Source organism: Bradyrhizobium paxllaeri, assembly GCF_001693515.2.
In the GTDB taxonomy this organism is placed as follows: Bacteria; Pseudomonadota; Alphaproteobacteria; order Rhizobiales; family Xanthobacteraceae; genus Bradyrhizobium; species Bradyrhizobium paxllaeri.
In genome coordinates this window covers 8,151,559-8,176,345 of sequence record NZ_CP042968.1, presented here as the reverse complement: position 1 = coordinate 8,176,345, position 24,787 = coordinate 8,151,559, and the positions used below count along the sequence as shown (strand labels likewise).

General features: G+C 64.0%; 28 protein-coding genes. 8 read left to right on the top strand and 20 right to left on the bottom strand.

The genetic code is table 11. From position 1 onward, the window contains the following. Window positions 1-30: 30 nt before the first annotated feature. Both LMTR21_RS39035 and LMTR21_RS39030 read right to left on the bottom strand, forming a co-directional pair. Window positions 31-1,221, bottom strand: a complete 1,191-nt coding sequence (locus tag LMTR21_RS39035; protein ID WP_065751703.1) for a YbfB/YjiJ family MFS transporter — start codon at window positions 1,219-1,221, stop codon at window positions 31-33. 94 nt (window positions 1,222-1,315) lie between these two features. Continuing rightward, the gene (locus tag LMTR21_RS39030) at window positions 1,316-2,179 is read right to left on the bottom strand and encodes a DMT family transporter (RefSeq protein ID WP_065751679.1); all 864 of its coding nucleotides are present in this window, start codon (window positions 2,177-2,179) and stop codon (window positions 1,316-1,318) included. 236 nt (window positions 2,180-2,415) lie between these two features. Here LMTR21_RS39030 and leuB point away from each other — a divergent pair, with 236 nt between their 5' ends. Beyond that, entirely contained in the window at window positions 2,416-3,528 is a 1,113-nt protein-coding gene (gene leuB, locus LMTR21_RS39025; RefSeq protein WP_065751678.1) for a 3-isopropylmalate dehydrogenase, read from the top strand. A gap of 165 nt (window positions 3,529-3,693) precedes the next feature. Here leuB and LMTR21_RS39020 read toward each other — a convergent pair whose 3' ends face one another. After that, entirely contained in the window at window positions 3,694-4,071 is a 378-nt protein-coding gene (locus LMTR21_RS39020; RefSeq protein ID WP_065751677.1) for a hypothetical protein, read from the bottom strand. A 219-nt stretch (window positions 4,072-4,290) separates the two neighbouring features. After that, window positions 4,291-5,094 carry a hypothetical protein gene (locus LMTR21_RS39015; RefSeq protein WP_065751676.1) on the bottom strand — a complete coding sequence of 268 codons (804 nt, stop codon included), beginning with the start codon at window positions 5,092-5,094 and terminating at the stop codon, window positions 4,291-4,293. A gap of 179 nt (window positions 5,095-5,273) precedes the next feature. On the opposite strand from LMTR21_RS39015, the gene LMTR21_RS39010 reads away from it, so the two are divergent. Next, window positions 5,274-6,308 carry an aspartate-semialdehyde dehydrogenase gene (locus LMTR21_RS39010; protein ID WP_065751675.1) on the top strand — a complete coding sequence of 345 codons (1,035 nt, stop codon included), beginning with the start codon at window positions 5,274-5,276 and terminating at the stop codon, window positions 6,306-6,308. 139 nt (window positions 6,309-6,447) lie between these two features. Here the strand turns inward: LMTR21_RS39010 and LMTR21_RS39005 are convergent, their stop codons facing one another. After that, complete coding sequence (locus LMTR21_RS39005) at window positions 6,448-7,095, bottom strand: carbonic anhydrase (protein WP_065751674.1); 648 nt, start codon at window positions 7,093-7,095, stop codon at window positions 6,448-6,450. 120 nt (window positions 7,096-7,215) lie between these two features. On the opposite strand from LMTR21_RS39005, the gene LMTR21_RS39000 reads away from it, so the two are divergent. Continuing rightward, window positions 7,216-8,094: an HpcH/HpaI aldolase/citrate lyase family protein gene (locus LMTR21_RS39000; protein WP_065751673.1), complete on the top strand. Its 879-nt coding sequence runs from the start codon at window positions 7,216-7,218 to the stop codon at window positions 8,092-8,094. A 172-nt stretch (window positions 8,095-8,266) separates the two neighbouring features. On the opposite strand, the gene LMTR21_RS38995 is transcribed toward LMTR21_RS39000, so the two are convergent. From LMTR21_RS38995 to LMTR21_RS41685, 5 genes are all read right to left on the bottom strand, one after another. Continuing rightward, window positions 8,267-8,680: a hypothetical protein gene (locus tag LMTR21_RS38995; protein WP_065751672.1), complete on the bottom strand. Its 414-nt coding sequence runs from the start codon at window positions 8,678-8,680 to the stop codon at window positions 8,267-8,269. Window positions 8,681-8,793: 113 nt separating this feature from the next. After that, complete coding sequence (locus tag LMTR21_RS38990) at window positions 8,794-9,585, bottom strand: hypothetical protein (RefSeq protein WP_065751671.1); 792 nt, start codon at window positions 9,583-9,585, stop codon at window positions 8,794-8,796. 60 nt (window positions 9,586-9,645) lie between these two features. Continuing rightward, window positions 9,646-10,251 (bottom strand): 3-isopropylmalate dehydratase small subunit, encoded by a 606-nt coding sequence (gene leuD, locus LMTR21_RS38985; RefSeq protein ID WP_065751670.1) that lies wholly within the window; start codon window positions 10,249-10,251, stop codon window positions 9,646-9,648. Between the two features lie 141 nt (window positions 10,252-10,392). Continuing rightward, a complete protein-coding gene (locus LMTR21_RS38980) occupies window positions 10,393-10,791 on the bottom strand; it encodes a metallopeptidase family protein (RefSeq protein WP_065751669.1) in 399 nt (132 codons plus the stop codon). A 591-nt stretch (window positions 10,792-11,382) separates the two neighbouring features. Further along, entirely contained in the window at window positions 11,383-11,682 is a 300-nt protein-coding gene (locus tag LMTR21_RS41685) for a hypothetical protein (protein ID WP_187399284.1), read from the bottom strand. A gap of 154 nt (window positions 11,683-11,836) precedes the next feature. Between LMTR21_RS41685 and LMTR21_RS38965 the strand changes: the two genes are divergently transcribed. Then, a complete protein-coding gene (locus LMTR21_RS38965; protein ID WP_065751667.1) occupies window positions 11,837-12,133 on the top strand; it encodes a hypothetical protein in 297 nt (98 codons plus the stop codon). 173 nt (window positions 12,134-12,306) lie between these two features. Further along, the gene (locus LMTR21_RS40485; RefSeq protein ID WP_187399283.1) at window positions 12,307-12,966 is read left to right on the top strand and encodes a hypothetical protein; all 660 of its coding nucleotides are present in this window, start codon (window positions 12,307-12,309) and stop codon (window positions 12,964-12,966) included. Between the two features lie 57 nt (window positions 12,967-13,023). Here the strand turns inward: LMTR21_RS40485 and LMTR21_RS38955 are convergent, their stop codons facing one another. The 8 genes from LMTR21_RS38955 to ffh form a co-directional block, all read right to left on the bottom strand. Beyond that, a complete protein-coding gene (locus LMTR21_RS38955) occupies window positions 13,024-13,224 on the bottom strand; it encodes a hypothetical protein (protein ID WP_065751701.1) in 201 nt (66 codons plus the stop codon). A gap of 101 nt (window positions 13,225-13,325) precedes the next feature. Beyond that, on the bottom strand, window positions 13,326-14,732 hold the full coding sequence (leuC, locus tag LMTR21_RS38950) for a 3-isopropylmalate dehydratase large subunit (RefSeq protein WP_065751700.1): 1,407 nt from the start codon (window positions 14,730-14,732) through the stop codon (window positions 13,326-13,328). Window positions 14,733-14,811: 79 nt separating this feature from the next. After that, window positions 14,812-14,946 carry a hypothetical protein gene (locus LMTR21_RS41550; RefSeq protein ID WP_283812143.1) on the bottom strand — a complete coding sequence of 45 codons (135 nt, stop codon included), beginning with the start codon at window positions 14,944-14,946 and terminating at the stop codon, window positions 14,812-14,814. 202 nt (window positions 14,947-15,148) lie between these two features. Continuing rightward, window positions 15,149-15,529: a 50S ribosomal protein L19 gene (rplS, locus tag LMTR21_RS38945; RefSeq protein ID WP_057837799.1), complete on the bottom strand. Its 381-nt coding sequence runs from the start codon at window positions 15,527-15,529 to the stop codon at window positions 15,149-15,151. A gap of 103 nt (window positions 15,530-15,632) precedes the next feature. Then, on the bottom strand, window positions 15,633-16,352 hold the full coding sequence (gene trmD / locus LMTR21_RS38940) for a tRNA (guanosine(37)-N1)-methyltransferase TrmD (protein WP_065751665.1): 720 nt from the start codon (window positions 16,350-16,352) through the stop codon (window positions 15,633-15,635). 10 nt (window positions 16,353-16,362) lie between these two features. Continuing rightward, window positions 16,363-16,890, bottom strand: coding sequence for a ribosome maturation factor RimM (gene rimM / locus LMTR21_RS38935; protein WP_065751664.1), 528 nt, complete (start codon window positions 16,888-16,890; stop codon window positions 16,363-16,365). A 13-nt stretch (window positions 16,891-16,903) separates the two neighbouring features. Next, window positions 16,904-17,233, bottom strand: a complete 330-nt coding sequence (rpsP, locus tag LMTR21_RS38930; RefSeq protein ID WP_057837802.1) for a 30S ribosomal protein S16 — start codon at window positions 17,231-17,233, stop codon at window positions 16,904-16,906. A gap of 139 nt (window positions 17,234-17,372) precedes the next feature. Further along, on the bottom strand, window positions 17,373-18,917 hold the full coding sequence (gene ffh, locus LMTR21_RS38920) for a signal recognition particle protein (protein ID WP_065751663.1): 1,545 nt from the start codon (window positions 18,915-18,917) through the stop codon (window positions 17,373-17,375). A gap of 707 nt (window positions 18,918-19,624) precedes the next feature. Here ffh and LMTR21_RS38915 point away from each other — a divergent pair. Then, a complete protein-coding gene (locus LMTR21_RS38915; RefSeq protein ID WP_065751661.1) occupies window positions 19,625-20,689 on the top strand; it encodes an MBL fold metallo-hydrolase in 1,065 nt (354 codons plus the stop codon). A gap of 134 nt (window positions 20,690-20,823) precedes the next feature. Here the strand turns inward: LMTR21_RS38915 and LMTR21_RS38910 are convergent, their stop codons facing one another. Both LMTR21_RS38910 and LMTR21_RS38905 read right to left on the bottom strand, forming a co-directional pair. Further along, window positions 20,824-21,537 carry an SIMPL domain-containing protein gene (locus LMTR21_RS38910; protein ID WP_141688174.1) on the bottom strand — a complete coding sequence of 238 codons (714 nt, stop codon included), beginning with the start codon at window positions 21,535-21,537 and terminating at the stop codon, window positions 20,824-20,826. Then, window positions 21,534-22,244: a GyrI-like domain-containing protein gene (locus LMTR21_RS38905; protein ID WP_065751659.1), complete on the bottom strand. Its 711-nt coding sequence runs from the start codon at window positions 22,242-22,244 to the stop codon at window positions 21,534-21,536. Before LMTR21_RS38905 ends, LMTR21_RS38910 begins: the two co-directional genes overlap by 4 nt. A 188-nt stretch (window positions 22,245-22,432) precedes the next feature. On the opposite strand from LMTR21_RS38905, the gene dapF reads away from it, so the two are divergent. Beyond that, on the top strand, window positions 22,433-23,317 hold the full coding sequence (gene dapF / locus LMTR21_RS38900) for a diaminopimelate epimerase (protein WP_065751658.1): 885 nt from the start codon (window positions 22,433-22,435) through the stop codon (window positions 23,315-23,317). 5 nt (window positions 23,318-23,322) lie between these two features. After that, window positions 23,323-24,588, top strand: coding sequence for a tRNA (N(6)-L-threonylcarbamoyladenosine(37)-C(2))-methylthiotransferase MtaB (mtaB, locus tag LMTR21_RS38895; RefSeq protein WP_065751657.1), 1,266 nt, complete (start codon window positions 23,323-23,325; stop codon window positions 24,586-24,588). The last annotated feature ends 199 nt before the right edge of the window (window positions 24,589-24,787 follow it).

Below are 24,787 nucleotides of genomic sequence, written 5' to 3'. Positions count from 1 at the left end.
ACGGCGCGAAGGCGCGCGCCTTTGCCCACCCTACGGATTCCGCGCAACCTTCTTCTGAAACGCCGACAGCACCGCACCCAGTGCCAGCATCGCCGCGGAAACGTTCAGCGCAAACGACAGGCTGCCCACCGCGTCCGTGATCGCGCCGACCACGATTGGCCCCAGCGTCTGGCCGATGCCGAAGGAAATGGTCAACGCTGCAATCGCGGTCGGCCAGGCCTGCGGCGGATAGTTGAAGCGGACGAAGGCGGTGGTGGAGCCGACCACCGCGAAGAAGGCGACGCCGAACACCAGCGCCGATATCGCGAGCAGCCACACCGATTGTCCGAAGATCGGCAGCGCGGCGCCGATGGCGTTGACGCCGAGAATGATCGTGGTGGCGAGGCCGCCGCGGTCGAGCGCGAGCACGCGGCGCCACACCCACGGCGTCACGAACGCGCTGACGCCGATCAGGCTCCAGAACGCGCTCTGCGCCGCGGCGCCGCCGCCGGCATCGCGCACATAGGCGATCATGAAGGTCATGTAGGCGATGTAGCCGGCGCCGAACAGGAAGTAGCCGGCGAGATAGATCACGACCGGGGCAATCGCGAATTTGGCCGTTGCTGTTGCGGCAGCCGTTACTCCGTCATGAAGCGGCGCCAATAGCACGGGGATCGTCATGACGACCGCGAGCGCCGTCATCGCCCACCAGACGATCCACCACGAGCCCGGCCCAAACCCTTGCAGCACAAACGGCGCGACCAGCCCGGACGCCAAAATGCCGATCCCGGGGCCGGCATAGAACAGGCTGAGCAGAAAATTCGCCCGCTCGGGCCGTGACTGCGCAATCGTCGCGGCCAGCGTGCCGCCGCCGACGAATCCGGCCGCGGCGCCGACGCCCGCCAGCAGCCGCGCAAAACTCAGGACGTAGAAGTTGCCCGTGATGGCGCACAGCGCCAGCGACAACACGCAGGCCAGCGTGCCCCACCGCACCGAAGCGACAAGGCCAAAGCGCCGGATCATGCGCGACGCCAGCAGCGCGCCCGCGAGATAGCCGGCCGCATTAACCGTGTTCATGAAGCCGGCCGCGGAATAGGACCAGAGCAGCGTGTCGCGCATATCAGGCAGCACCAGGGCATAGGCGAAGCGCCCGATGCCGAGGCCTGCGGTCGGCGCCAGCGACAGGATGAGGATCAGCCGCGCGGGATGCGCGTACGTCGCGGGGCGGTCGGGGGCGTGCAAGAAGTTACTCCGGTGGTGCTGCATTTTGGCAGGCAGCGTGGGGATTGCACAGGTGCGCTGTCCGCAACGGTGTCTTGCCAATCCTGCAACGGCATCACCCGGTCAACACCAGCACGACACCGAGCACGGTCAGCGCGGTGCCCGCTACGATGCGTGCGGTGATCGTGATGTGCTTCAGCACGACGGCGCTCAAGCCCACCGTGACCAGCGGATAGATTGCGGCCAGCGGCGCCACCAGCGTGATCGGTCCGTTGCGGACTGCGGCGAACAGCGTGAGTGCGCTCAGCCCGTTGCTGATGCCGGTCATCGCAAACCAGAACAGGCCGGCGCGCGGCGCCCGCACGACAAAGCTGCCGGTGCGGACACGCTGCACCGTCAGCACCACCAGCGACGACATGACGTAGCCGATCAGGCAGGCCCAAAGCGGGCTGGGCCAGACCGCAAGCCCGAGCTTGACGACCGGGGGCACGATGCCGCGGATCAGCGCGCTGCACAGCGGCAACAGCAGCGCCCAGCTCCGCCAGTGGCCGAGGTCGCGCGGACGGGTCACGGTAATGATCGCGGCGCCAGCGACGGCAACGATGAGGCCGAGCAGTTGCGGCGGATGCAGCGGCTCGTGCAGCAGGATCACCGCCACAGCCACCGCAAATAGCGGCGCGAGGTTGCCGAGCGTCGAGGTAATGACGGGCCCGAGCGCCCGGTTCGAGGCGAAGGTCAAAAGCGTCAGCGAGGCCGGAAAAAACAGGCCGATGGCGATGAAAATCGGCAGGCCGTGCCAGACTACCGGCTCGCCCTGCAGGATCAACGGCGACAGCAGCAGGAACAGGAGCGTGAAGGAGGGGACGCTGATCGCGGCGCCGGAGAGGGGATCGACGGTCCGCAGGCCCAATTGCGCCAGGACGACCCCGGCGCCGAGGAAGCCCGCCGAGGCAAAGGCGTAGATAATGGCAGATGTCATGAGGTCCGTCTTGGTGCCTTCTTGAGGGGCTTGCGGGTTGCTCGTTCCCTGCCTTTCTGGCCTGTCTGCGATGCCTTGCCAATCCGCCTCCGGCGTTTTAGCACTCCGCCCGCAACGAAATCGGTCGTCATGGCCGGGCTTGTCCCGGCCATCCACGTCTTGCCCGGGTTGAGGCAAAAAGACGTGGATGCCCGGCACAAGGCCGGGCATGACGAGTTGGACAAGGTGATGGACCCATGGCGACCCATAAACTGCTGCTTCTCTCTGGCGACGGTATCGGCCCCGAAGTGATGGGGGAGGTGCAGCGCCTGATCGACTGGATCAACGCGCAAGGCATCGCGAAATTCGAGACCGAGCAGGGGCTGGTCGGCGGCTCCGCCTATGACGCGCACAAGGTGTCGATTTCGGAAGGCGACATGGACAAGGCCAAGGCCGCCGATGCCATCATCTTCGGCGCGGTCGGCGGTCCCAAGTGGGACAGCGTCCCCTACGAGGTGCGGCCCGAGGCCGGTCTCCTGCGGCTGCGCAAGGATCTCGGCCTGTTCGCCAATCTGCGGCCTGCGGTGTGCTACCCGGCGCTCGCTGAGGCTTCCAGCCTGAAGCGCGAGGCGGTCGAAGGCCTCGACATCATGATCGTGCGCGAGCTCACTGGCGGCGTCTATTTCGGCGAGCCGAAGACGATCACCGATCTCGGCAACGGCCAGAAGCGCGCCATCGATACCCAGGTTTACGACACCTATGAGATCGAGCGCATCGGCCGCGTCGCCTTCGACCTGGCGCGCAAGCGCCGCAACAAGGTGACCTCGATGGAAAAGCGCAACGTCATGAAGTCGGGCGTGCTCTGGAACGAGGTGATGACGCAAGTTCACGCGCGCGAATACAAGGACGTCACGCTGGAGCACCAGCTCGCCGATTCCGGCGGCATGATGCTGGTGAAGGCGCCGAAGCAGTTCGATGTCATCGTGACCGACAATCTGTTCGGCGACATGCTGTCCGATATCGCGGCGATGCTCACGGGATCGCTCGGCATGCTGCCCTCGGCCTCGCTCGGCGAGATCGACGCCAAGACCAAAAAGCGCCGCTCGCTGTTCGAGCCGGTGCACGGCTCCGCGCCTGACATCGCGGGCAAGGGTCTTGCGAATCCGATCGCGATGATCTCCTCGTTCGGAATGGCGCTGCGCTATTCCTTCGACATGGGCGCGCTGGCCGACAAGGTCGATGCCGCGATCGCCGCGGTGCTCGCGAGCGGACTTCGTACCGCGGACATCAAGTCGGAGGGCACGACGGCGGCTTCGACCACGCAGATGGGCGAGGCGATCCTGAAGGAACTGCAGAAGCTGCACGCGTAAGCGACTTGTAGGGTGGGCAAAGCGCAAGCGTGCCCACCAGCCTACTTGCGCGAGAAGATGGTGGGCACGGCGCGAAGTGCGCCTTTGCCCACCCTACGTTTTCAGCGCCATCAAAAAAATGCCCGGTCGCGAGACCGGGCATTTTTCGTCAGGCTTTGGCCGCCATCAATACAGCGGGAACCGCGTCGGATAGCCACCCATGTCTGCCGGCGGGTTGAGCGGCTGGCGGTCGATCGGACGGTTGAGGTTTTCACGCGCGAAAGTCGGATAGCCGATCTCCGGCGGGAAGGCGTAGTCCTGGAACTTGCGGTCGCCCGGCAGCACTTCGGTGCCGGCATCGAGCCAGGAGCGCGTGGTGACGTAAACGCGGGTGCGACCCTGCTGGTAGGAGCGGTTGGGACCGTTCGCGCCGTAGTAAGGACGGCCGTCCCGGTCATATTGCTGCCTGGACTGGGCGCTGGCGGAGGTCGCGCTGACCGCGACGAGGGCGGCGGCAGCAAGCATCATCGCGAGCTTGCTCGCAGCAGGGAATTTTCGGGTCATTGCATCCTCGTCATTAGCTACCCCTGAGGGGGCCTGGCGGATCGCCAAATCTGGTTGTGCGCATTGTAGCCACGGCGGGACTACCGTCGCTAGGTCAATTGCGCCACACCGCGATGGAATAATACCGCAAGAAGCGAAAAAGTTTCATGAAAACCAGTGTCTTGGCCGCTTGTTGCCACAATTGTAGGGGGCGGGAGCCGAGTCCTGCCCGATGCCGGGCTACAGGGCGCCGCGCAGCCGCGGATTATCCGCGCCCATCACCCAGTCCGCGGACAAGGCCGGCACGCCCGTTACAGCGCAATCGCTGCGTCTGACCTCGGCACGGGCGAACAATTCCGCCAGTTTGGCATCGCTGCCGGCCGTCAGCAGGACCAGCCGGTTGAGCATGCAGCCGATCGCGGCGCGGCGGGCGGGCAGATCCTCGCCCAGGCAGGACCAGCCAGAGAGACGGAATTTCGGCTCGTCGACATGCCTGAAAAATCGCAGGCAGGAGCGGGCAGCCTCGGTGCCGCCGATCCGGCGAAACAGGGTCACGGCGCCGAACTTGCTGTCGATGATTCCAGCCGCCTCCAGCTCGCGCGCGCCCGCCGGATCCATCCGTGCGGCGAGGTAGCCGGCGGCCGAGCCGATCTGGTCGATTTCTTCACCCGGGCGATAGATTTCGAGTTCAGCGACCGGCGTGCCGCCGGCGCCGTTCCAGTGGAACACGTCCTTGCGGCCGCCTTCCGGGTGTCTGAAAATCTCGTAAGTCTCTGTCTTGCCTGGAAAAATAAACTGGCTGACGGCGAATGCCGGCGCCGTGCGGGCAGCTTGGCTCCAGGTTTTGGGCGAGGTCTCCATCGCCGTGACTTCGGGTAGATGCTGCCATAGCGCGATACCGCCAATGGCCATCAGCGCCAGCGTCATCAGATAGGCGCAGAGCCGTGCCAGCGTGCCGCAGACCTCGTCCGCGAAGTTCGCCAGCGCCGGGTGAATTCTCGCCCTATATTGGAAATTGGCCGTTCTGGCCGGAAACGCATGCATCAAACGCCCAAACGCAACCGTCACACGTTGTCTAGATTCTTGTTTTGACGCGTTTTCTTCACGCGAACCGGTATCCACTTCGCTCGAAATCGCTATAAGGACGTTTCTCGCATAGAAGCGCTGCCTTCTCCCTTTCCGCCTCAGGCGGCGGGGCGGCATTTTTTCTCGGAGAGTGAACGATGGGTTACAAAGTCGCTGTCGTCGGTGCGACCGGCAATGTCGGGCGCGAAATGCTCAACATTCTCGACGAGCGCAAATTCCCCGCCGACGAGGTCGTGGTGTTGGCCTCGCGCCGCAGCGTCGGCGTCGAGGTGTCGTATGGCGACCGCACCCTGAAGGTCAAAGCGCTCGAGCATTATGACTTTTCCGATGTCGATATCTGCCTGATGTCGGCCGGCGGCTCGGTGTCGAAGGAATGGTCGCCCAAGATCGGCGCCGCCGGCGCGGTGGTGATCGACAATTCGTCGGCCTGGCGGATGGACCCGGACGTGCCGCTGATCGTGCCGGAAGTGAATGCGGACGCGGCCAAGGATTTTGGCAAGAAGAATATCATCGCCAACCCGAACTGTTCGACCGCGCAGCTCGTGGTGGCGCTGAAGCCGCTGCACGACAAGGCCACCATCAAGCGCGTCGTGGTCGCGACCTATCAATCGGTGTCGGGCGCCGGCAAGGACGCGATGGACGAACTGTTCTCGCAGACCAAGGCCGTCTACACCAATGACGAGCTGGTCAACAAGAAATTCCCCAAGCGCATCGCCTTCAACGTCATCCCCCACATCGACGTCTTCATGGAGGACGGCTACACCAAGGAAGAGTGGAAGATGATGGCGGAGACCAAGAAGATTCTCGATCCCAAGATCAAGCTCTCCGCGACCTGCGTGCGCGTGCCTGTCTTCGTCGGCCATTCCGAGGCCGTCAACATCGAGTTCGAGAATCCGATCACCGCCGATGAAGCGCGCAATATCCTGCGCAATGCGCCGGGCTGCCTCGTCATCGACAAGCAGGAGCCGGGCGGCTACGTCACGCCCTATGAATCGGCCGGCGAGGACGCCACCTATATCAGCCGCATCCGCGAGGACGCGACGGTGGAGAATGGGCTGGTGCTGTGGTGCGTCTCCGACAATCTGCGCAAGGGTGCGGCGCTGAACGCGGTGCAGATCGCCGAATGCCTGATCAACCGCAAGCTGATCAGCGCGAAGAAAAAGGCGGCGTAAGGCGAGAATTCGGCGGGTGGCAAAGCCACCGGGTCGCGCAAATCCGCGCCCGATGACGGGCTCCGCGTGCCCACCATTCAGCATTGCGATCGAGGATGGATGGTGGGCACGGCGCTTCGCACCTTTGCCCACCCTACGGCTACACCGGCTCCCGCACGCTCTGAAACTCCTTTGCCTCCTTGTCGAGCACGAACAGCGAGCCCTCGGCGACGCCGAAATAGGCGCCGTGCAATTCCATTTCGCCACGCTCGACGTGGGTACGCACGAACGGGAACGTCATCAGGTTTTCGATTGAGCGGAAGATCGCGGCCTTTTCGATCCTGACGGTGAAATCCTGCATCGACTCGCGCTCGCGCTGCTCGACGATTTCACCCGGCTTGATGAACATCGCCATCCAGCGGCCGATGAAGTCGCCCGGCGACAGCGGGTCGATCTTGTCGATGAAGGCGCGGATGCCGCCGCACTGGGCGTGGCCGAGCACGACGATGTGCCTGATGCGGAGCACGTTGACGGCATATTCCAGTGCCGCCGAAACGCCGTGGGCGCCGCCGTCCGGCTGATAGACCGGCACCAGATTGGCGACGTTGCGCACCACGAACAATTCGCCGGGACCGGCATCGAAGATCACTTCCGGCGAGACACGGGAATCGCAGCAGCCGATCACCATCACGGCGGGCGACTGGCCGCGCTCGGAAAGTTCCCGATAGCGGGTCTGTTCGGTGGGCAGCCGCTGCGAGGTAAAGGCCCGGTAGCCGTCGAGCAGATGTTGCGGGAATGACGTTGCCATGTTGCCTGTGCCTGTCGTTAGCCCTGCCTAACCATAGACCGATGATCGGAACAAGGCTTTCGGACCGCGGTTTGAAATGTTAGGGCGTGGGGCTCAAAACGCCCCAGAGGAAACCGATCCATGACCCGTCCGCGCCGCAGCCTGTTGTTCATGCCGGGATCGAACGCGCGGGCGCTGGAAAAGGCGCGCAGCCTGCCCGCCGACGGCATCATTCTGGATCTTGAGGACTCGGTGGCGCCGGAAGCCAAGGCTGTCGCCCGCGACCAGATCGCCAAGGCGATCGCCGCCGGCGGCTTCGGCAAGCGCGAGGTCTTGATCCGCGTCAACAGCCTCGATACGCCCTGGTGGGTCGAGGACGTCACCATGGCCGGCAAGGCCCGGCCCGATGGTATTCTGGTTCCCAAGGTTTCCACCGTGGCCGATCTCAACGCCATTGCGAACCGCCTGAGCGATATCAACGCCGACATGTCGATCCGGGTCTGGGCGATGATCGAAACCGCGCGTGCCGTACTCGATGCGGACAAGCTGGCGGCGGCATCGAAGGATTCCGAAACAAGGCTCGCCGGGTTCGTGTTCGGGCCCAATGATATCTCGCGGGAGACGCGTATCCGGATGCAGCCGGGCCGCGCGGCGATGATCCCGATGATCACGCATTGCATCCTGGCGACGCGCGCGCACGGGCTGGAAATTCTCGACGCCCCCTACAGCGACATCAGCAACATCGACGGCTTCGCGACCGAATGCGCCCAGGGCCGCGATCTCGGCTTCGACGGCAAGACGCTGATCCATCCGAGCCACATCGAGGCCTGCAACGCAATCTTCACGCCGCCGGCCGAGGAGGTCGAGCAGGCGCGCAAGATCATTGCAGCGTTCGAAATGCCGGAAAACGCCTCGCGCGGCGCGATCCAGCTCGACGGCCGGATGGTGGAGCGGCTGCACGCCGACATGGCGCGGCGGACAATCGCGATTGCCGACGCAATCGCCGCCATGGGGCACTGAATTTTCCGGTAGATGTCTTCTTCCCTTCTCCCTTGTGGGAGAAGGTGGCGCGAAGCGCCGGATGAGAGGTTCTCTCCGCGCTCAAGACTCGTGGATAGAACCCCTCACCCGTCTCCGCTTCGCGAAGCCACCCTCTCCCACAAGGGGAGAGGGGGACGCGCCAGCCCCTGCGTTACGAAATGATCTGCTGACCAAAACCATCGATCGTCGGCGCATTGCCGCAATATTCCTGGTAATGCGCAGCCGCGGTGCCGGCGGCGAGATCTTTGTCACACTGGCGCTTGTGGATGCACATGGAGCAGACGCGCTCCATGTCACGGAGCACGAGCGGCTCAGTGCGCAATAGACTCTCCTGGTCGATGCCGAGCGCGGTGAGCATTTTCGGCAGCTCGTCCGCGGCATGCGGCCCCCGGCGGACCAGCGCCTCGAGATCGGCGGACGACATCCGCAGATCGCTCGCGATCTGACCGAAATTGGCGGCGTCCATCTCGCGCATCTCCCTGCGCTCGCGCCGGTGCTTCAGCCATTCGCCGAAGATATCGACCATGCGGCTGACGTTGGGATAGGGCTTTTCCTGAACGGTCATGGCACGGCTCCCTTGGGTCGCTCTGATGTCCCAAGGTGAGCGCAAAGCATGCGCCCGTCATTGCGCTGGATCAAATTTGGGAGCGGTGATCTTACCCTCCAGGGGAGGGTGAGTCATCGCGAGCCGAATCTCTCCGCTGCCCACGCATATAAGCTGCCGGGAATCGGCTTCTCGCCGCCGCGCCCTTTTGGCGAGATGTGCAGTCCGACGATCTCTGGATCAGCCAGCAGGCCTGCAAAATCCGTCGGCTCGAAGAACAGCTTCGGCTCGGCGTGCACTGCATAGAACGACCGTTTCGGCAGCGCGTGCTGCAATTCATTCGAGCGGCGCGCGAGCGCGGTGAGCGCGGCGGGGCCGTAGATGGCGACGCGGATGTCGGAGAGGCGGCTCGACCGGTGGCGCAACTGGCGCAGCATGAAGGTGAGGCGATGGCGCAGCGCCAGCCAGTCCGGCGTCAGGTCCTCCTGCTCCATCAGGTCCTCGAACGCCCGCACGATCGGATCGTTCGCCGGCAGGTACAACACCGAGTTGCCGAGCTGGCGCCGGCGCTCCCACGCGAAGTAGGGCTTGGCCGGATCGATCTCGATCGGTTTGAGCAAGAGCACGTCGGCGTCGAGCCACAGCCCCGCGCGCTCGGCCATCAGCCGCATGCGAAAGAAGTCGCTGAACTGCAGGATGGTCCAGTCGCGCCAGCTACCATCCGGCTCGGGCGGGCGCAGCCGCTCTGAAAAGGAGCGCGGCAGGATCGCTTCGGCCTCGGCATTGCCGACGCCGTCGGGCAGGCCCGGTATTGGATCGAAACTGTAGACGGTGACCTTGTGGCCGGCGGCAACCTGCGACCGGAGGCAGGTCAGCCGCAGCCCGTCGAGCCGGCCGTGCCAGAAGGTGACGACGTCAGGCCGCATTCGCGTCGCCTCCGCACATAGAAAAAGAGCCCCGATTTGGTCGGGGCTCTCCTAGCACAATCAGGCCCAGGCGCGCTCTTTCTTCAGCTTCGCCTCGTAGTCGTCGATCGACGACTTCTTTTCCATGGTCAGCCCGATGTCATCGAGGCCGTTCATCAGGCAGTGCTTGCGGAACGGATCGATCTCGAACTTCACCTTGCCGCCGTCGGGACCGCGGATCTCCTGGTTGGCGAGATCGATGGTCAGCGTGGCGTTGGCGCCGCGCTCGGCGTCGTCGAACAGCTTGTCGAGATCTTCCTGGGTGACGCGGATCGGCAAAATGCCGTTCTTGAAGCAGTTGTTGTAGAAGATGTCGCCGAACGAGGTCGAAATCACGCAGCGGATACCGAAATCCAGCAGCGCCCACGGCGCGTGCTCGCGGCTCGAGCCGCAGCCGAAATTGTCGCCGGCGACCAGCACCTTGGCGCTGCGATAGGCCGGCTGGTTGAGCACGAAGTCCGGGTTCTCGCTGCCGTCATCCTTGTAGCGCTGTTCCGAGAAGAGGCCCTTGCCAAGGCCGGTGCGCTTGATGGTCTTGAGGTACTGCTTCGGAATGATCATGTCGGTGTCGACATTGATGATCTTCAGGGGGGCAGCTACGCCTTCCAGTGTGGTGAACTTTTCCATCGATCGCACTTCCCGGTTGAAAAGGTGGGACGGGCTGCTGATTTATCGCGAATATGGCCGCTGCAAAAGGCCAATTTGCGCATAGGCCGCCTGTTCTGGCGCGTTTTGGACGGACAGGCAGCCGGTTCGCGGGAGGACGCCTTAACCTGCGCTGGCCTCGATCGCCTCCATATCGGCGTCCGAAAGCCCGAAATGGTGACCGATCTCATGGATCAGGACGTGGCGGACGATATGACCCAGCGTTTCCTCGTGCTCGGCCCAGTAATCGAGGATCGGACGGCGGTAGAGCCAGACCATGTTGGGCAGGCGGGCGATGTCCTGAGTGCTTTGCTGCGGCAGGCCGATGCCCTGGAACAGGCCGAGCAGGTCGAATTCGCTTTGCGCCTGCAACTCGTCCAGGACCTCGTCGGTCGGAAAGTCGTCGACGCGGATGATCACGCCGTGGCACAGGTCTCGAAACGTCTTTGGCAGGCGCTCGAACACCTCATGCGCCATGGCTTCCATTTCGGCGAGCGAGGGGGCTTTTGCTTCGGTCCACATCAGGACGTATTTAGCGTGTGTTATGTCCCGGCGCATAATGGTTTTGCGACAGTTGACCTTAACGCTCCAATCGGAGACCGTGCGGGCGTTATCAGGCTTGGGTGGGCTTAAGATGAAACGGATTGTGACGGTTGCAGCGTGGGCTGCTTTTGCCGGGCTCCTGCTGCCGGGTGCGGTAGCGCGAGCCCAGACGGCGGCGCCGGAACTGCGGGTCGTGCAGGCACCGAAGGCCGCCGTCACTGATGTCTCCGCGCAGCGCCGGCGTCCGTTGCGCCGCGTACCGATCTATAGCCAGGAGTGGGCGCCCAGCGTCTACCCCCGCTACAACCCCGGGCCCAACGCCGTGCGGGATTGCACCGCGCATTACGTCCAAGAGTACCGGCCGAGCGGCACGGTGATCACCCCGCGTATGAATTGCTACTGGCGGCCGGGCTAAATTCTTCCACTCTTCGTTAGCGCGTTGACCGACGCGATCGCCGTGAAATCATGACGGCGGTCGGCGCCGCATTGCGCGCGCCGATTGCGATGAAAGCGGCGGCCTTCGTTCATCTTCGTGGCGCATTCATTCAGGGCGCATTCAAGTCGCGACCATCAGATTGGATGCAGCGTTGCGGCGAGCGATTCGACGCAGACGTGACACCCGATCCAAGGAGAGGATTTATGCAGTTCACGAAAATTCTGGGACTTGCTGCCGTTGGCGCGTTGCTTGCGCTCGCTGCGCCGGTCGAACGCGCCAATGCGCTGTCGCTCAGCAATCCCGGCGCCGCCGCGGCGGTTCAGGAGGACGCCAGGCTCGCGACGACCGAAGTTCATTGGCGGCACCATCGCCACCACCATCATCATCGGTGGCACCGCTGGCATCATCGCCACCACCACCATCATCACCATCATCGCCACTGGCATCGCTGGTAAGTGCGACAGCCAGACGCAGCGATCGAGCAGGCCCGTTCAGTACGGGCCTGTTTCGATTCCAGCCATCGCCTTGAAACCGGCGAGATTTCTGCCCGATATCTCTAACATTGGGATTGGCAGGGAGAAGTCCGTCATGAAGAGCTTGATCGGTGCAGCGTTTGTCGCAGCTGCGCTCGCGATTGCCGCACCGGCAGCGATCGATGCGGCCGCCGCGGCGCCGCAGACGAAGGCGCAGCGTGCCGGCATTTCCGGCGCCACGGACTTCAGCGCGCACCGCCATGTCAGGCGCTACAACAGGTACTACGGTTATCATCGTCCGCACTACCATCGGTCTTATTATTACGCGCGGCCGGTCTACTATCGGCCATACCCCTATGACACACCCGCGCCGTTCACCTTCGGCATCGGTTTTGGGCCGGTCTGGTGGTGAGGCACGGACGCGAAAGTTCTGCGATGTGTTCATATTGATGCACAGCGCATTCATGGCGCGTTCACGTGGCTGTCTCTAACTTCACGTTGGGAGCGACCGCACAAGAAAAAGCGACGGAGCCAGCCGCAGAGCGGCACAAGGCGCGCCGTCGCCGGTTTAGGGAGGTTCCATCCATGTCGATATCCGATCCCGGACGCGGCCTGGTCCGCCGTCTGGGCGTTACAGCTGCGGCCCTTTTTGCGTTCGCGGCAGCATCACAACAGCCTGCCGAGGCGCTCTCGCTTGCAAGTCCCGGCACGGCGTCCTCAGCGAAATTTGCAACCGATGGACTGACGACCCAGGTTCAACACCGCGGTGGGATGGGCGGCGGCGGTGGTTTCCGTGGCGGTGGAGGCGGCGGTGGCTTCCGCGGCGGCGGTGGCGGCGGCGGTTTCCATGGCGGCGGCTTCCGCGGCGGCGGTGCGGCGTTTCATGGTGGCGGCTTCCGCGGTGGCGGCGCGGCGTTTCGCGGCGGTGGGTTCAGGGGTGGAGGGATGGCGATCCACCGTGGCGGCTTTCGTGCGGCGCCGGTGTTCCGCGGCGGCGGTTATCGTGTGGCTCCCGCCTTCTATGGTCGCCGCCACTTTTCCGGATACCGTCACGCGTACCACCGGCCCTTCTTCCATCGGCGTCACTTCCATCGACGCTTCTATTACGCGCCGGCCTACTACTCGTACCCGGCCTACTATTATCCGCGCCGTTGCCGCGTGATCTGGACCTATTACGGACCGCGCAGGATCTGCAGGCCCTGGTATCGGCCCTACTGGCGCGCCCGCTACTACGGCTATTGGTGAAAACGGAAAACGAAACAGGCGCCCGACGGGCGCCTGTTTTTCGAGCGGGAAGATTACTCAAATCCTTTCCCAGGGCTTGACCTTCCACGGCGTCAGCTTCTCCATCCGCCATTGCTGCCAATGCTCCGGCGGCCAGTGGCCAAGGCGCGAGGTTTCCTTGGTGGCGGTGGTCTGAAGGTCGACGATACGCGGCGTGCGGCGGCGCACCTGCTTCGTCGCCTCGCTGATCATATCGACATATTCAAACTTGTCGGTCACGGCCAAAGTCCCTCGCGAAAACGCTTCGCAAGGGACAGTGTGCGCTTTTGCCTGTTAACGCGGCGTTTCCGAAACGCTTCGCTATCTAGACAAACAGAGGGTTAACGCCAGTCCCGGACGTCGACGAAGTGGCCGGCGATCGCGGCCGCCGCGGCCATCGCCGGCGACACCAGGTGGGTGCGGCCCTTGAAGCCCTGGCGGCCCTCGAAATTGCGGTTCGAGGTCGAGGCGCAGCGCTCTTCCGGCGCCAGCTTGTCCGGGTTCATCGCAAGGCACATCGAGCAGCCGGGCTCACGCCACTCGAAGCCGGCCTTGATGAAGATCTTGTCCAGCCCTTCGGCTTCCGCCTGCTCCTTCACGATGCCGGAGCCCGGCACGACCATCGCGTTGACGTGGGCGTTGACCGTCTTGCCCTCGGCGATCTTTGCGGCTGCGCGCAGATCCTCGATGCGGCCGTTGGTGCAGGAGCCGATGAAGACACGATCGAGCTTGATGTCGGTGATCTTCGTGCCCGCGATCAGGCCCATATATTTCAGCGCGCGGTGCTTCGACAGCCGCTTGGCCTCGTCCTCGATCTTGTCGGGATCAGGCACGAAGCCTGCGATCGACACCACGTCCTCGGGCGAGGTGCCCCAGGTCACGATCGGCGGCAGCTTTGCCGCGTCGAGCCGGATCTCGTGGTCGAAATGCGCGCCTTCATCGGAGCGCAGCTTTTCCCAGTAGCGCATCGCGGCATCCCAATCGGCGCCCTTCGGCGACTTCGGGCGGCCCTTGAGGAATTCGAACGCCTTCTCGTCGGGTGCAACCAGGCCGGCGCGGGCGCCGCCTTCGATCGACATGTTGCAGACCGTCATGCGGCCTTCCATCGTCAGCGAACGGATGGCGTCGCCGGCATATTCCAGCACGTAGCCGGTGCCGCCGGCGGTGCCGATCTCGCCGATGATCGCGAGGATGATGTCCTTGCCGGTGACGCCGTCGGGCAATTTGCCGTCGACCACCGCGCGCATGTTCTTTGCCTTTTTCTGGATCAGCGTCTGCGTCGCCAGCACGTGCTCGACTTCCGAGGTGCCGATGCCGTGCGCCAGCGCGCCGAATGCGCCGTGGGTGGAGGTGTGGCTGTCACCGCAGACGATGGTGGTGCCGGGCAGGGTAAAGCCCTGCTCCGGGCCGATCACGTGCACGATGCCCTGGCGCTTGTCGAACTCGTCGTAGTATTCGACGCCGAACTCCTTGGCATTTTCTGCCAGCGCCTTGATTTGCTCGATGCTTTCAGGATCGGGATTGGGCTTGGTGCGGTCAGTGGTCGGAACGTTGTGATCGACCACGGCCAGCGTCTTCTCCGGCGCATGAACCTTGCGGCCCGAAGCGCGCAGGCCCTCGAACGCCTGCGGCGAGGTCACCTCGTGCACCAGATGGCGATCGATATAGAGCAGGCAGGTGCCGTCCTCGGCTTCGTGCACCAGATGGTCGTTCCAGATCTTGTCGTACAGCGTGGTCGGTTTGGACATGAGCGTCAGCTCCAAAGGGAAGTTCTGTGTGAGCGGTTAGGCGCGGAACGCGCGCCAGCAACGAAACGTCAGCGCAGCATCAAGCTGCGCGCGTAAGCGCTGACGTCGCTGATGTCGCGAACCGTCCGAAGAACCGGCCGGGCAGCCGCGAGCGATCGTCGATGACGATCCTCTGGGCGGTGCCGAAGGCGGCGCTGGTACGATCTAGAACCATTCCAGTCTCATATCACATGGCTCATCTAAGTGCGATATGCGTTTGTTGCCACCGTCATTGCGAGCGAAGCGAAGCAATCCATCGCGCGGCATAACGGATAGATGGATTGCTTCGTCGCTTCGCTCCTCGCAATGACGGGAGGCGCAACAAAAAAGCGCGGGGCAAAACCCCGCGCTTTTCGCCACATCCCTTTCGGGAAAAATTACTCGCCGACGGCTGCGGCGCGGTCCTGCTTCTCGACGATGCGGGCCGACTTGCCGCGCAGGTTGCGCAGGTAATACAGCTTGGCGCGACGCACCTTGCCGCGGCGCACCACCTTGATCGAGTCGATCATCGGCGACATGACAGGGAACACGCGCTCGACGCCCTCGCCGTAGGAAATCTTGCGGACGGTGAAGCTCTCGTTGAGCCCGCCGCCGGAACGGCCGATGCAAACGCCTTCATAGGCCTGCACGCGGGTGCGCTCGCCTTCGACCACCTTGACGTTGACGATCACGGTGTCGCCGGGGCCGAATTCCGGAATCGACTTGGTGGCCGACAGTTTTTCGAATTGCTCTTTTTCGAGCTGTTGAATGAGGTTCATTGAAATCTCCATCGGCGGCGCGCCCGGCAGCGGGCTGCGCGACGTCCATCTATCCTGCCATTGCGCGGATTTGGCGCTCGTATAAGGCAAAGGCGAACGCTTGTCACCCGTCTGTCTTGTTTTTTGTGGCTCTTTGGCCGGGCCTGGCCGCCCACAAATCCGGCCGCCGCGCCCGGGTCAGGGCCTCGGCTTCGGCCTTTCGCCAGGCCGCCACCTTGGCGTGGTCGCCGGAAATCAGGATTTCCGGGATGCCGCGGCCCTCGAACTCCTGCGGGCGGGTAAATTGGGGGTATTCCAGTAGTCCTTCGGAAAAACTTTCGTCTTCGCCCGACGCCTGTTTGCCCATGACGCCCGGCAAAAGCCGCACGCAGGCGTCGATCAGCGCCATCGCGGCGATCTCGCCACCCGACAGCACATAATCTCCGATCGAGACCTCTTCGAGGTTCCGCGCCTCGATGACCCGCTGATCGACCCCCTCGAACCGGCCACAGACGATCAGCGGTCCCGGCCCAATGGCGAGTTCCTTGATCCGCGACTGGGTCAATGGCCGACCCCGCGGGCTCATCAGGAGGTGTGGCCGGTCCTGGCCGGCATCGGCGGCGTCGATCGCAGCCGCCAGCACGTCGGCGCGGAGCACCATGCCCGGGCCGCCGCCGGCGGGGGTGTCATCGACGCTGTGATGGCGGTCGGTGGCAGAATCCCTGATGTCACGCGCCTCGAGCGACCACAGGCCTGACGCCAGTGCGCGGCCCGCCAGGCTGACGCCGAGCGGCCCGGGAAACATCTCGGGGAAGAGGGTGAGAACCGTGGCGCGCCAGGTCATATCAAACCCATCACGTGAGCGTCGGGGCTTCGTCGCCTTCGATTTCCTGCGGCAGCTCGATCACCACACGGCCGCCGGCGAGATCGACCGTCGGGACGACGGCATTGGTGAAAGGCAACAGCATGGTGGCGCCCCGCGGCGGCGCGATCTCGATGATGTCGCCGGCGCCGAAATTATGGATCGCAACGACGCGGCCGAGCGGATCGTTGGCGGCATTGACCGCGGCAAGCCCGATCAGGTCGGCGTGGTAATATTCGTCCTCGTCGGTCTCAGGCAATTTGTCGCGCGCGACATAGAGCTCGATGCCGTTGAGCCGTTCGGCGTCCTCGCGGGTGGCAATGCCCTTGAACGTCGCCACCAGATGATCCCTGGCCTCGCGGACATGCGCCACCTCGAACTGGCGTGCGCCGTCCCTGGTCATCAGCGGGCCGTAATCCTTTACGGCCAGCGGATCTTCGGTGAACGTCCACAGCTTCACCGCGCCGCGCACGCCATGCGCGGCGCCGATACGGGCGACGCAAATCGGTGCTGCCACCATGCGTCGCTAAGACTTACGCCTTCGCGGCGGCTTCGGCGGCCTTGCGCTCCTTGCGCGGCACGGCCTTTTCCGGGTTGTTGCGCGCGGCGCGTTTGACGATGCCGGCGGCATCCAGGAAGCGGGTCACGCGATCGGACGGCTGCGCGCCCTTGGCGAGCCAGGACTTCACCTTGTCCATGTCGAGCTTCAGGCGCGACTCATTGTCCTTCGGCAGCAGCGGATTGAAATGGCCGAGACGCTCGATGAAGCGGCCGTCGCGGGGAAAGCGCGAGTCGGCGACGACGACGTGATAGACCGGACGCTTCTTGGTGCCTGCGCGAGCGAGGCGGATAACGACTGACATCTAGTTCTCCTGAGTGGTTCGATTGAAGTCTGTTGGTTGGGTTAGTTCGTCATTGCGAGGAGCGAAGCGACGAAGCAATCCATTCTTTCTTTCCGCGGATCGATGGATTGCTTCGCTGCGCTCGCAATGACGGGTGTTCTCATTTCTTCTTGCCCGGAAAGCCGCCGAGGCCCGGCAGCGTCGGCTTGCCGCTGAGGCCGGTAAGCCCCGGCACATTCGGCAGGCCCTGACGCAGGCCGACGGGAAGATCCTTTGGCAAATTCGGCAGGCCGCCGGTGCCGCCCTGCATCTTGTCGGCCAGCGCCTTCATCTCTTCCGGCGAGGGCGGCTTCATGCCGCCGCCAAAACCCATCGCCTGCGCGATGCCGGCCAGCGGGCCGCGCTTGCCCGAACCCATCGCCTTCATCATGTCGGCCATGTTCCGGTGCATCTTCAGCAGTTTGTTGACCTGCTCGACATTCTGGCCGGCGCCGGCGGCGATGCGCTTCTTGCGGCTGGCTTTCAAAATGTCCGGGCTCTTGCGCTCGGCCCGCGTCATCGAATCGATGATCGCGACCTGGCGTTTGAGGATCTTGTCGTCGATGCCGGCCGCCGCAATCTGGTTCTTCATCTTGGCGATGCCGGGCATCATGCCCATCAGGCCGCTGATGCCACCCATGTTCGACATCTGCAGCAACTGCTCGCGCATGTCGTTGAGATCGAACTGACCCTTGCGCATCCGCTCGGCGGTGCGCGCGGCCTTTTCGGCGTCGATATTCGCCGCGGCCCGCTCGACCAGCGAGACCACGTCGCCCATGCCGAGGATGCGGCCGGCGATGCGGCTGGGGTGGAAATCCTCCAGCGCGTCGGTCTTTTCGCCGGTGCCGATCAGCTTGATCGGTTTTCCCGTGACCGCGCGCATCGACAGCGCTGCGCCGCCGCGGCCGTCGCCGTCGACGCGGGTCAGCACGATGCCGGTGAGGCCGACGCGCTGGTCGAACGAGCGCGCGAGATTCACGGCGTCCTGGCCGGTGAGCGAATCCGCGACCAGCAGCACTTCATGCGGGCTGGCAGTGGCTTTGATCTCGGCCGCCTCGCTCATCATCTCTTCGTCGAGCGTGGTGCGGCCGGCGGTGTCGAGCAGCACGACGTCGTAGCCGCCGAGCTTGCCGGCTTCGAGCGCACGTTTGGCGATCTGCGCCGGCTTCTGGCCCGCGACGATCGGCAGCGTCGGGATGTCGAGATCGCGCCCCAGCACGGCCAACTGCTCCATCGCCGCCGGGCGGTAGATGTCGAGCGAGGCCATCAGCACCTTGCGCTTGTCGCGCTGGGTCATGCGGCGGGCGAGTTTTGCCGTGGTGGTGGTTTTGCCGGAGCCCTGCAGGCCGACCATCATGATCGCGACCGGCGGCACCGCGTTGAGATCGATGGTCTGGCCGTCGGCGCCCAGCGTGGCGACCAGTTCGTCATGGACGATCTTGACCACCATCTGGCCGGGCGTGACCGACTTGACGACGGTGGCGCCGATCGCCTGCTCGCGGACGCGGTCGATAAAACTTCTGACGACGTCGAGCGAGACGTCGGCCTCCAGCAGCGCGCGGCGCACCTCGCGCATCGCGGCATCGACGTCCTTTTCGGACAGCGCCCCGCGCCCCGTCAGACGATCGAGTATCCCGCCAAGCTTTTCCGACAGATTGTCGAACAATGCCGTTGTCCTTTGCCTTCGCAGGCGCTGCCCTAGTTCACCACCGTCATACCCCGCGAAAGCGGGGTATCCAGTACGCCGCGGCTTCTCGGTTCAGCCGAGCGGCCTCTGGGATACTGGATCACCCGCTTTCGCGGGTGATGACGACCTGTTTGTCCTGGCGCCGAATGCCAAAACGATCGTCCAAACACTTTCGCGCCCGAGGGCGCATCGCGCTGTCGGGCGTTGGCCTCCGGTCTCATGGGCCGGGCGGCGGGTCGAAAAGATAAGTCTTTCCGAGAAAGTGCGCGGTTTAAACGCCCGGCGGGCGCGAAAGTCAAGGAAACTTGTCGAAAGCGGTATTTTCGTGAGCTTTGGTAGGTAGTTAACCAATGCACGGTTAGCCCGGCCTGGATTGGCAGGATATGGTATAAAGGCACCATGAGACTTATTCCCTGGTATCTGACGCGCGGGGACGTGCTAGGCGGCTTGTTCGTTCTGGCGGTGCTCTGCCTCCTGATCTTCATCTACATTCGATTTCCAGGCCGCACCGCCCAGACGACGGGCTTTGGCCCGGATTGGGACTGCAAGAGCGTCCCGCAGGGCGACCCCATTTGCGTGAAAAGAATCGCGCGATAATTGGGCGTGGAAATTCCGCCGCAGGTTCCAACTGGCCCGGCGCACGCCATATAACGCCCCATGTCTCCTGTTCTCTCCCGCCTGTCGTGATGCCCGTCACCCGCCGCCGCGTCTTTGCATTGCTCGCCGGGGCCGCCACGGCTATTGGCGTGCCGTCTGTCTGGATCAGCAATATGAAAACCTATGACGGTCCCACTTCCGATCATTTCGACGGCATGCGCTTCTTCGATCCCGATGGCGTGCCGCCGAAATCATTGGCCGAGGTGCTGCGCTGGCAGTTCGGCACGGACCGCAAGCGCGCGAGCTGGCCGGATTGGGTCCCGAACACGCACAGCGATACGCCGCCGCCGCGCGTTAGCGGCGACAAGGTGCGGCTGTCGTTCGTCGGCCATGTCTCCTGGCTGATCCAGACGCGGGACCTCAACATCCTCGTCGATCCCGTGTGGTCGCTGCGCGCCTCGCCGCTCTCTTTCGCCGGGCCGAAGCGGCACAACGATCCCGGTATCGCCTTCGACGCACTGCCCAAGATCGACGTCGTGCTGGTCAGTCACGGCCATTACGACCATCTCGACATCGTGACACTGTCGAAGCTTACGGAAAAATTCTCGCCGCGCGTCATCACACCGCTCGGCAATGACGTCACCATGCGCGATACGGACGCCGCGATCAAAGCCGAAGGGTTCGACTGGCAGGATCGCGTCGAACTCGGCAACGGCATCGCGGTGACGCTGGTGCCGACGCGGCACTGGTCGGCGCGCGGCCTGTTCGACCGCAACAAGGCGCTGTGGGCGAGCTTTGTGCTGGAGACGCCGGCGGGAAAACTCTACATCGTCTGCGATTCCGGCTACGGCGAGGGCACGCACTTTCGTCGCGCTGCCGAAAAGCATGGGCCGCTGCGGCTGGCGATCCTGCCGATCGGCGCCTATGAGCCGCGCTGGTTCATGAAGGATCAGCACATGAATCCGTCGGATGCGGTGAAGGCATTGGCCGATTGCGGCGCCGAGAGTGCGCTCGCGCATCACCACGGCACGTTCCAGCTCACCGATGAAGCTATCGACGCGCCGGTGAATGCCTTGGCTGACGCGCTCAAGGAAGCGAAGATCCCGCCGGAGCGGTTCGCGGCGCTGAAGCCGGGCCAGGTTTACGAGATTTAACCTCTCGTCGTCCCTGCGAACGCAGGGACCCATACTCACCGTAGATAAATGTTTGGGAAAGGTTGGGGCAACAGCTTGGCATAACCACGTCCGCCTGTGGTTATGGGTCCCTGCGTTCGCAGGGACGACAGCGGCTACTCCTTCGGCTTGATCGCCCAGGACACGTTCACGGTCACCGACAGCATCTCTTCGCCTTGTGCCACCGGCGCGCCCGTGGCCATCGGAGCCGCCACCTTGCCGCGGAATACCGGGGTGGGCGATCCGCCTTCCTCGACGCTGATCGGTGCGCCGAGCGTGACGCCGGCGGCCCTGGCGTAGATTTCGGCCTTGCGACGCGCATCCGCGATCGCCTTCTCGCGAGCTTCGTCCAGGTGCTTTGAGGCCTGCGTCACCGTGAAGCTGATGCCGCCGATGTCATTGGCGCCGGCGCCCACCAGCACGTCGATCACGTTCGCGACCTTGGTGACATCGCGGATCCTGACCGTGACGCGGTTGCTGGCGCGGAAGCTCACGATACCTGCCGTGCGCTCCGCCGTTCTGGGCGACGTAGCAAACTGCGGCTGCAGCGACAGCCGCGAAGTCTGGTAGTCCTTCTCCTCGATGCCGGCACCCTTCAGCGCCAGCAGCACCTTGCCCATCGTGGCGTTATTGGCATCCGACGCCTCGCGGGCGGTTTTGGCGTCCGACGTCACGCCGGCGTCGATCTGGGCTTGATCGGGCGCCACCGACACGTTCGCTTCGCCGGTCACGGAAATTGCGGGTGGCGGCACCGTCTGTGCCAATGCGGGCGCGGCGAGCCAGGCGGCGGTTACGGCGGCAAGGGCGATCGATTGCTTCATGCGTCTCATCTCAGCGGCACATAAACGTTGATCACCAGCTTATCCTCCGCCGTCTTCAGCGGATTGGTGATGTATTCCTCGATGAAGGTGTCCTTGGCTTCCAGCTTCTTGTCGTCGAGATGGTTGGTGATCGCCTCGTAGGTGTTGTCCATGTTGTCGTAGGAGCCGCGATGGACGAATTTCAGCGCCTTGCCCTCGGGCGATTTGCCCATGCTCATGTCCTTGGTCAGGTTCTTGACGTCCTGATCGACCGGAATCTGCGCCAGGAACGTAAAGCCGGTATCGTCGGTCGAGGTGTAGACGATCATTGAATTGCCGGCAGCCCTGATGCCCTGCTTGTCGAGCAGGGCGGTCAGCGCCTTGAACGAATCGATCAGGGTGTCGAACGCCGAATCCCAATTGGCCGTGCCCTTCATCACCACGACCTTCTTGGGCTCGAGGGTGAATTCCTCGCCAAAGGGATCGGCGGTCTGGACGCTGGCGGCAGGCGGGGGCGGCGTGGGCGTCGGGGCTTTTTCGGCCGTGGGCGCATCTGCCGGGGACTTGGTTTCGGCCGGCGGCGGGACCGGCACGGCTGACGGCGCGGGGCTGGGCACGGGCGAGGGGCTTGCGGCCGGGGAGGCGGAAGGCGCCGGCGATTGCGCCAGGGCGGCCCCGCCAAATCCAACTATGGAGAGCGCGACCGCGGCCGCACGGAAAGTGCTTGTCAGCTTCATTTCAGGTATTCTCCATCCACCCCGCCACCTGGCGGCGGCATGTCCCCGGTCCGCGCCCGCCAGAATGGCGCCATTTCCCTAACACGCAAGGTCCGCATTCGTCCCATGACAGATGCGTCATATGCCCCCGCGTACTAGGCAATTGACCATCATTCGCCATATAAGGGCGGCATAAATTAGGAAATTCCATGAGCGCGCTGGCCAACCACGCATTTGCCAAGATGAACGGTATCGGCAACGAAATCGTCGTCGTGGACCTGCGCGATTCCAAGGCGGGTTCGAAGGCCGCCGTGACGCCGGAAGACGCCCGCGCCGTGGCTTCGCCCGCGGGCGTGCCCTATGACCAGTTGATGGTATTGCAGCCGCCGCGGCTGCAGGGCACCGAAGCCTTTATCCGCATCTACAACAGCGACGGCTCGGAGGCCGGCGCCTGCGGCAACGGCATGCGCTGCGTGGTGCGCCGGCTGTTCGAGAAGACCGGCCAGACCGCCGTGACCTTCGAGACCCGCGCCGGCCTGTTGAATTGCTGGCAGGGTCCGGCGCCGGACCTCTACACCGTCGACATGGGCGCACCAAAATTCGGCTGGCAGGATATTCCGCTGGCGGAAGAATTTCGCGACACCCGCTATATCGAATTGCAGGTCGGGCCGATCGATGCGCCGGTCTTGCATTCGCCCTCGGTCGTCTCGATGGGCAATCCGCACGCGATCTTCTGGGTCGACGACGTCAACGCCTACGATATCGAACGCTTCGGGCCGCTCCTCGAAAATCACCCGATCTTTCCCGAGCGCGCCAACATCACGCTGGCCCATATCGTCGATCGCGACCACATCACCATCCGTACCTGGGAGCGCGGCGCCGGATTAACCAAAGCCTGTGGCTCGGCGGCTTGTGCCACCGCGGTCGCTGCCGCCCGGCTGAAGCGCGCCAATCGCACCGTCGAGATCGCGTTGCCCGGCGGCAAGCTTTCCATCGAATGGCGCGAGCGCGACGACCATGTGCTGATGACCGGTACGGCCGATTTCGAATATGAAGGCCGCTTCGATCCGGCGCTGTTCGCCGACGTCGCTTAGGAATCATGAGCGTCGACGTCCTCACGTTTGGCTGCCGTCTCAACGCGTTCGAATCCGAGGTGATCGCGCGCGAAGCGGAGCGCGCGGGGCTTTCCGATACCATCGTCATCAATAGCTGCGCGGTCACCAACGAGGCGGTGGCGCAGGCGCGGCAGTCGATCCGCCGGCTGAAGCGCGAGCGGCCGGATGTGCGCATCGTCGTCACCGGCTGCGCGGCGCAGACGCAAGCCGAAATGTTCGCCGAAATGGCCGAAGTCGATCGCGTCGTCGGGAATGACGAGAAGATGCGCGGCGAGGCCTGGCGCGATGCGCGGGCGGCGTTCGATGGCGGTTTTGATATCGAGGCAAGCGAGAAGATCGCCGTTGCCGACATCATGGCTGTCAAGGAGATGGCGCCGCATCTGCTTGACGGCTTCAAGGCCGGCCTGCCGCGCGTGTTCGTGCAGGTGCAGAACGGCTGCGACCACCGCTGCACCTTCTGCATCATTCCCTACGGCCGCGGCAATTCGCGCTCGGTGCCGATGGGCGCGGTGGTGGACCAGGTGCGTGCATTGGTCGAGCGCGGCCACGCCGAGATCGTGTTGACCGGCGTCGACCTGACAAGCTACGGCGCCGATCTGCCGGGCACGCCGAAACTCGGGCAACTGACAAAGCAGATCTTGCGGCATGTGCCGGAACTGAAGCGGCTTCGGATTTCCTCGATCGACTCCATCGAGGCCGATCGCGACCTGCTCGATGTCATCGCCAGTGACGAACGGCTGATGCCGCATCTGCATCTGTCGCTGCAATCCGGCGACGACATGATCCTGAAGCGGATGAAGCGGCGGCACTCGCGGCAGGACGCGATCGAGTTCTGCGCGCAGGTGCGGCGGCTGCGCCCGGACATCACGCTCGGCGCCGATATCATCGCGGGCTTTCCGACGGAGACCGAGGAGATGTTTTCGCGTTCGCAGGATCTCGTCCAGGAATGCGATCTCACCTTCCTGCACGTGTTTCCCTATTCGAAGCGACCGGGCACGCCTGCCGCACGGATGCCGCAGGTGGCGGGCGAGGCGATCAAGGCGCGCGCGAAGCGATTGCGGGCAGCGGGTGAGGCGGCGTTGCGAAAGCGGCTGGCGGCAGAGGTCGGCGCGACGCGTCAGGTCTTGATCGAGAGCGCGACGCAGGGGCGGACGGAGCATTTCCTGCCGGTGGCGATAGCGGGAGAAAGATCGGGTGCCGTGATGGCGTTGGCGATCAAGGGCCACGATAGCGCGCGTTTGACGGTGTAATTCTTCCTTCTCCCCTTGTGGGAGAAGGTGGCGCGAAGCGCGGGATGAGGGGTCTCTATCCGCGGAGACAGACCCACCGTAATTCCCGAGATCGCTCTAGGCATGCCACCCACCTTCGGCGACACAGCGACTGCCGCGCCGAATAGCGCCGAGCCTTCGATTTTCTGAGATTCGGGCACGAGCGAACTAAATTTCGTCA

Coding starts and splice junctions, on each gene's coding strand:
- rimM (WP_065751664.1), bottom strand. CDS start 16,890: ATGGTGGCAGCACCGATTTGCGTCGCCCGTATCGGCGCCGCGCATGGC.
- LMTR21_RS39010 (WP_065751675.1), top strand. CDS start 5,274: ATGGGTTACAAAGTCGCTGTCGTCGGTGCGACCGGCAATGTCGGGCGC.
- LMTR21_RS38990 (WP_065751671.1), bottom strand. CDS start 9,585: ATGCGGCCTGACGTCGTCACCTTCTGGCACGGCCGGCTCGACGGGCTG.
- leuB (WP_065751678.1), top strand. CDS start 2,416: ATGGCGACCCATAAACTGCTGCTTCTCTCTGGCGACGGTATCGGCCCC.
- LMTR21_RS38965 (WP_065751667.1), top strand. CDS start 11,837: ATGAAGAGCTTGATCGGTGCAGCGTTTGTCGCAGCTGCGCTCGCGATT.
- mtaB (WP_065751657.1), top strand. CDS start 23,323: ATGAGCGTCGACGTCCTCACGTTTGGCTGCCGTCTCAACGCGTTCGAA.
- LMTR21_RS39030 (WP_065751679.1), bottom strand. CDS start 2,179: ATGACATCTGCCATTATCTACGCCTTTGCCTCGGCGGGCTTCCTCGGC.
- LMTR21_RS38980 (WP_065751669.1), bottom strand. CDS start 10,791: ATGTGGACCGAAGCAAAAGCCCCCTCGCTCGCCGAAATGGAAGCCATG.
- LMTR21_RS39000 (WP_065751673.1), top strand. CDS start 7,216: ATGACCCGTCCGCGCCGCAGCCTGTTGTTCATGCCGGGATCGAACGCG.
- LMTR21_RS38910 (WP_141688174.1), bottom strand. CDS start 21,537: ATGAGACGCATGAAGCAATCGATCGCCCTTGCCGCCGTAACCGCCGCC.
- LMTR21_RS41550 (WP_283812143.1), bottom strand. CDS start 14,946: ATGGTTCTAGATCGTACCAGCGCCGCCTTCGGCACCGCCCAGAGGATC.
- LMTR21_RS39005 (WP_065751674.1), bottom strand. CDS start 7,095: ATGGCAACGTCATTCCCGCAACATCTGCTCGACGGCTACCGGGCCTTT.
- leuD (WP_065751670.1), bottom strand. CDS start 10,251: ATGGAAAAGTTCACCACACTGGAAGGCGTAGCTGCCCCCCTGAAGATC.
- leuC (WP_065751700.1), bottom strand. CDS start 14,732: ATGTCCAAACCGACCACGCTGTACGACAAGATCTGGAACGACCATCTG.
- LMTR21_RS38915 (WP_065751661.1), top strand. CDS start 19,625: ATGCCCGTCACCCGCCGCCGCGTCTTTGCATTGCTCGCCGGGGCCGCC.
- LMTR21_RS39020 (WP_065751677.1), bottom strand. CDS start 4,071: ATGACCCGAAAATTCCCTGCTGCGAGCAAGCTCGCGATGATGCTTGCT.
- LMTR21_RS39015 (WP_065751676.1), bottom strand. CDS start 5,094: ATGCATGCGTTTCCGGCCAGAACGGCCAATTTCCAATATAGGGCGAGA.
- trmD (WP_065751665.1), bottom strand. CDS start 16,352: ATGACCTGGCGCGCCACGGTTCTCACCCTCTTCCCCGAGATGTTTCCC.
- LMTR21_RS38905 (WP_065751659.1), bottom strand. CDS start 22,244: ATGAAGCTGACAAGCACTTTCCGTGCGGCCGCGGTCGCGCTCTCCATA.
- rpsP (WP_057837802.1), bottom strand. CDS start 17,233: ATGTCAGTCGTTATCCGCCTCGCTCGCGCAGGCACCAAGAAGCGTCCG.
- LMTR21_RS38995 (WP_065751672.1), bottom strand. CDS start 8,680: ATGACCGTTCAGGAAAAGCCCTATCCCAACGTCAGCCGCATGGTCGAT.
- LMTR21_RS41685 (WP_187399284.1), bottom strand. CDS start 11,682: ATGATGGTGATGATGGTGGTGGTGGCGATGATGCCAGCGGTGCCACCG.
- LMTR21_RS40485 (WP_187399283.1), top strand. CDS start 12,307: ATGTCGATATCCGATCCCGGACGCGGCCTGGTCCGCCGTCTGGGCGTT.
- rplS (WP_057837799.1), bottom strand. CDS start 15,529: ATGAACCTCATTCAACAGCTCGAAAAAGAGCAATTCGAAAAACTGTCG.
- dapF (WP_065751658.1), top strand. CDS start 22,433: ATGAGCGCGCTGGCCAACCACGCATTTGCCAAGATGAACGGTATCGGC.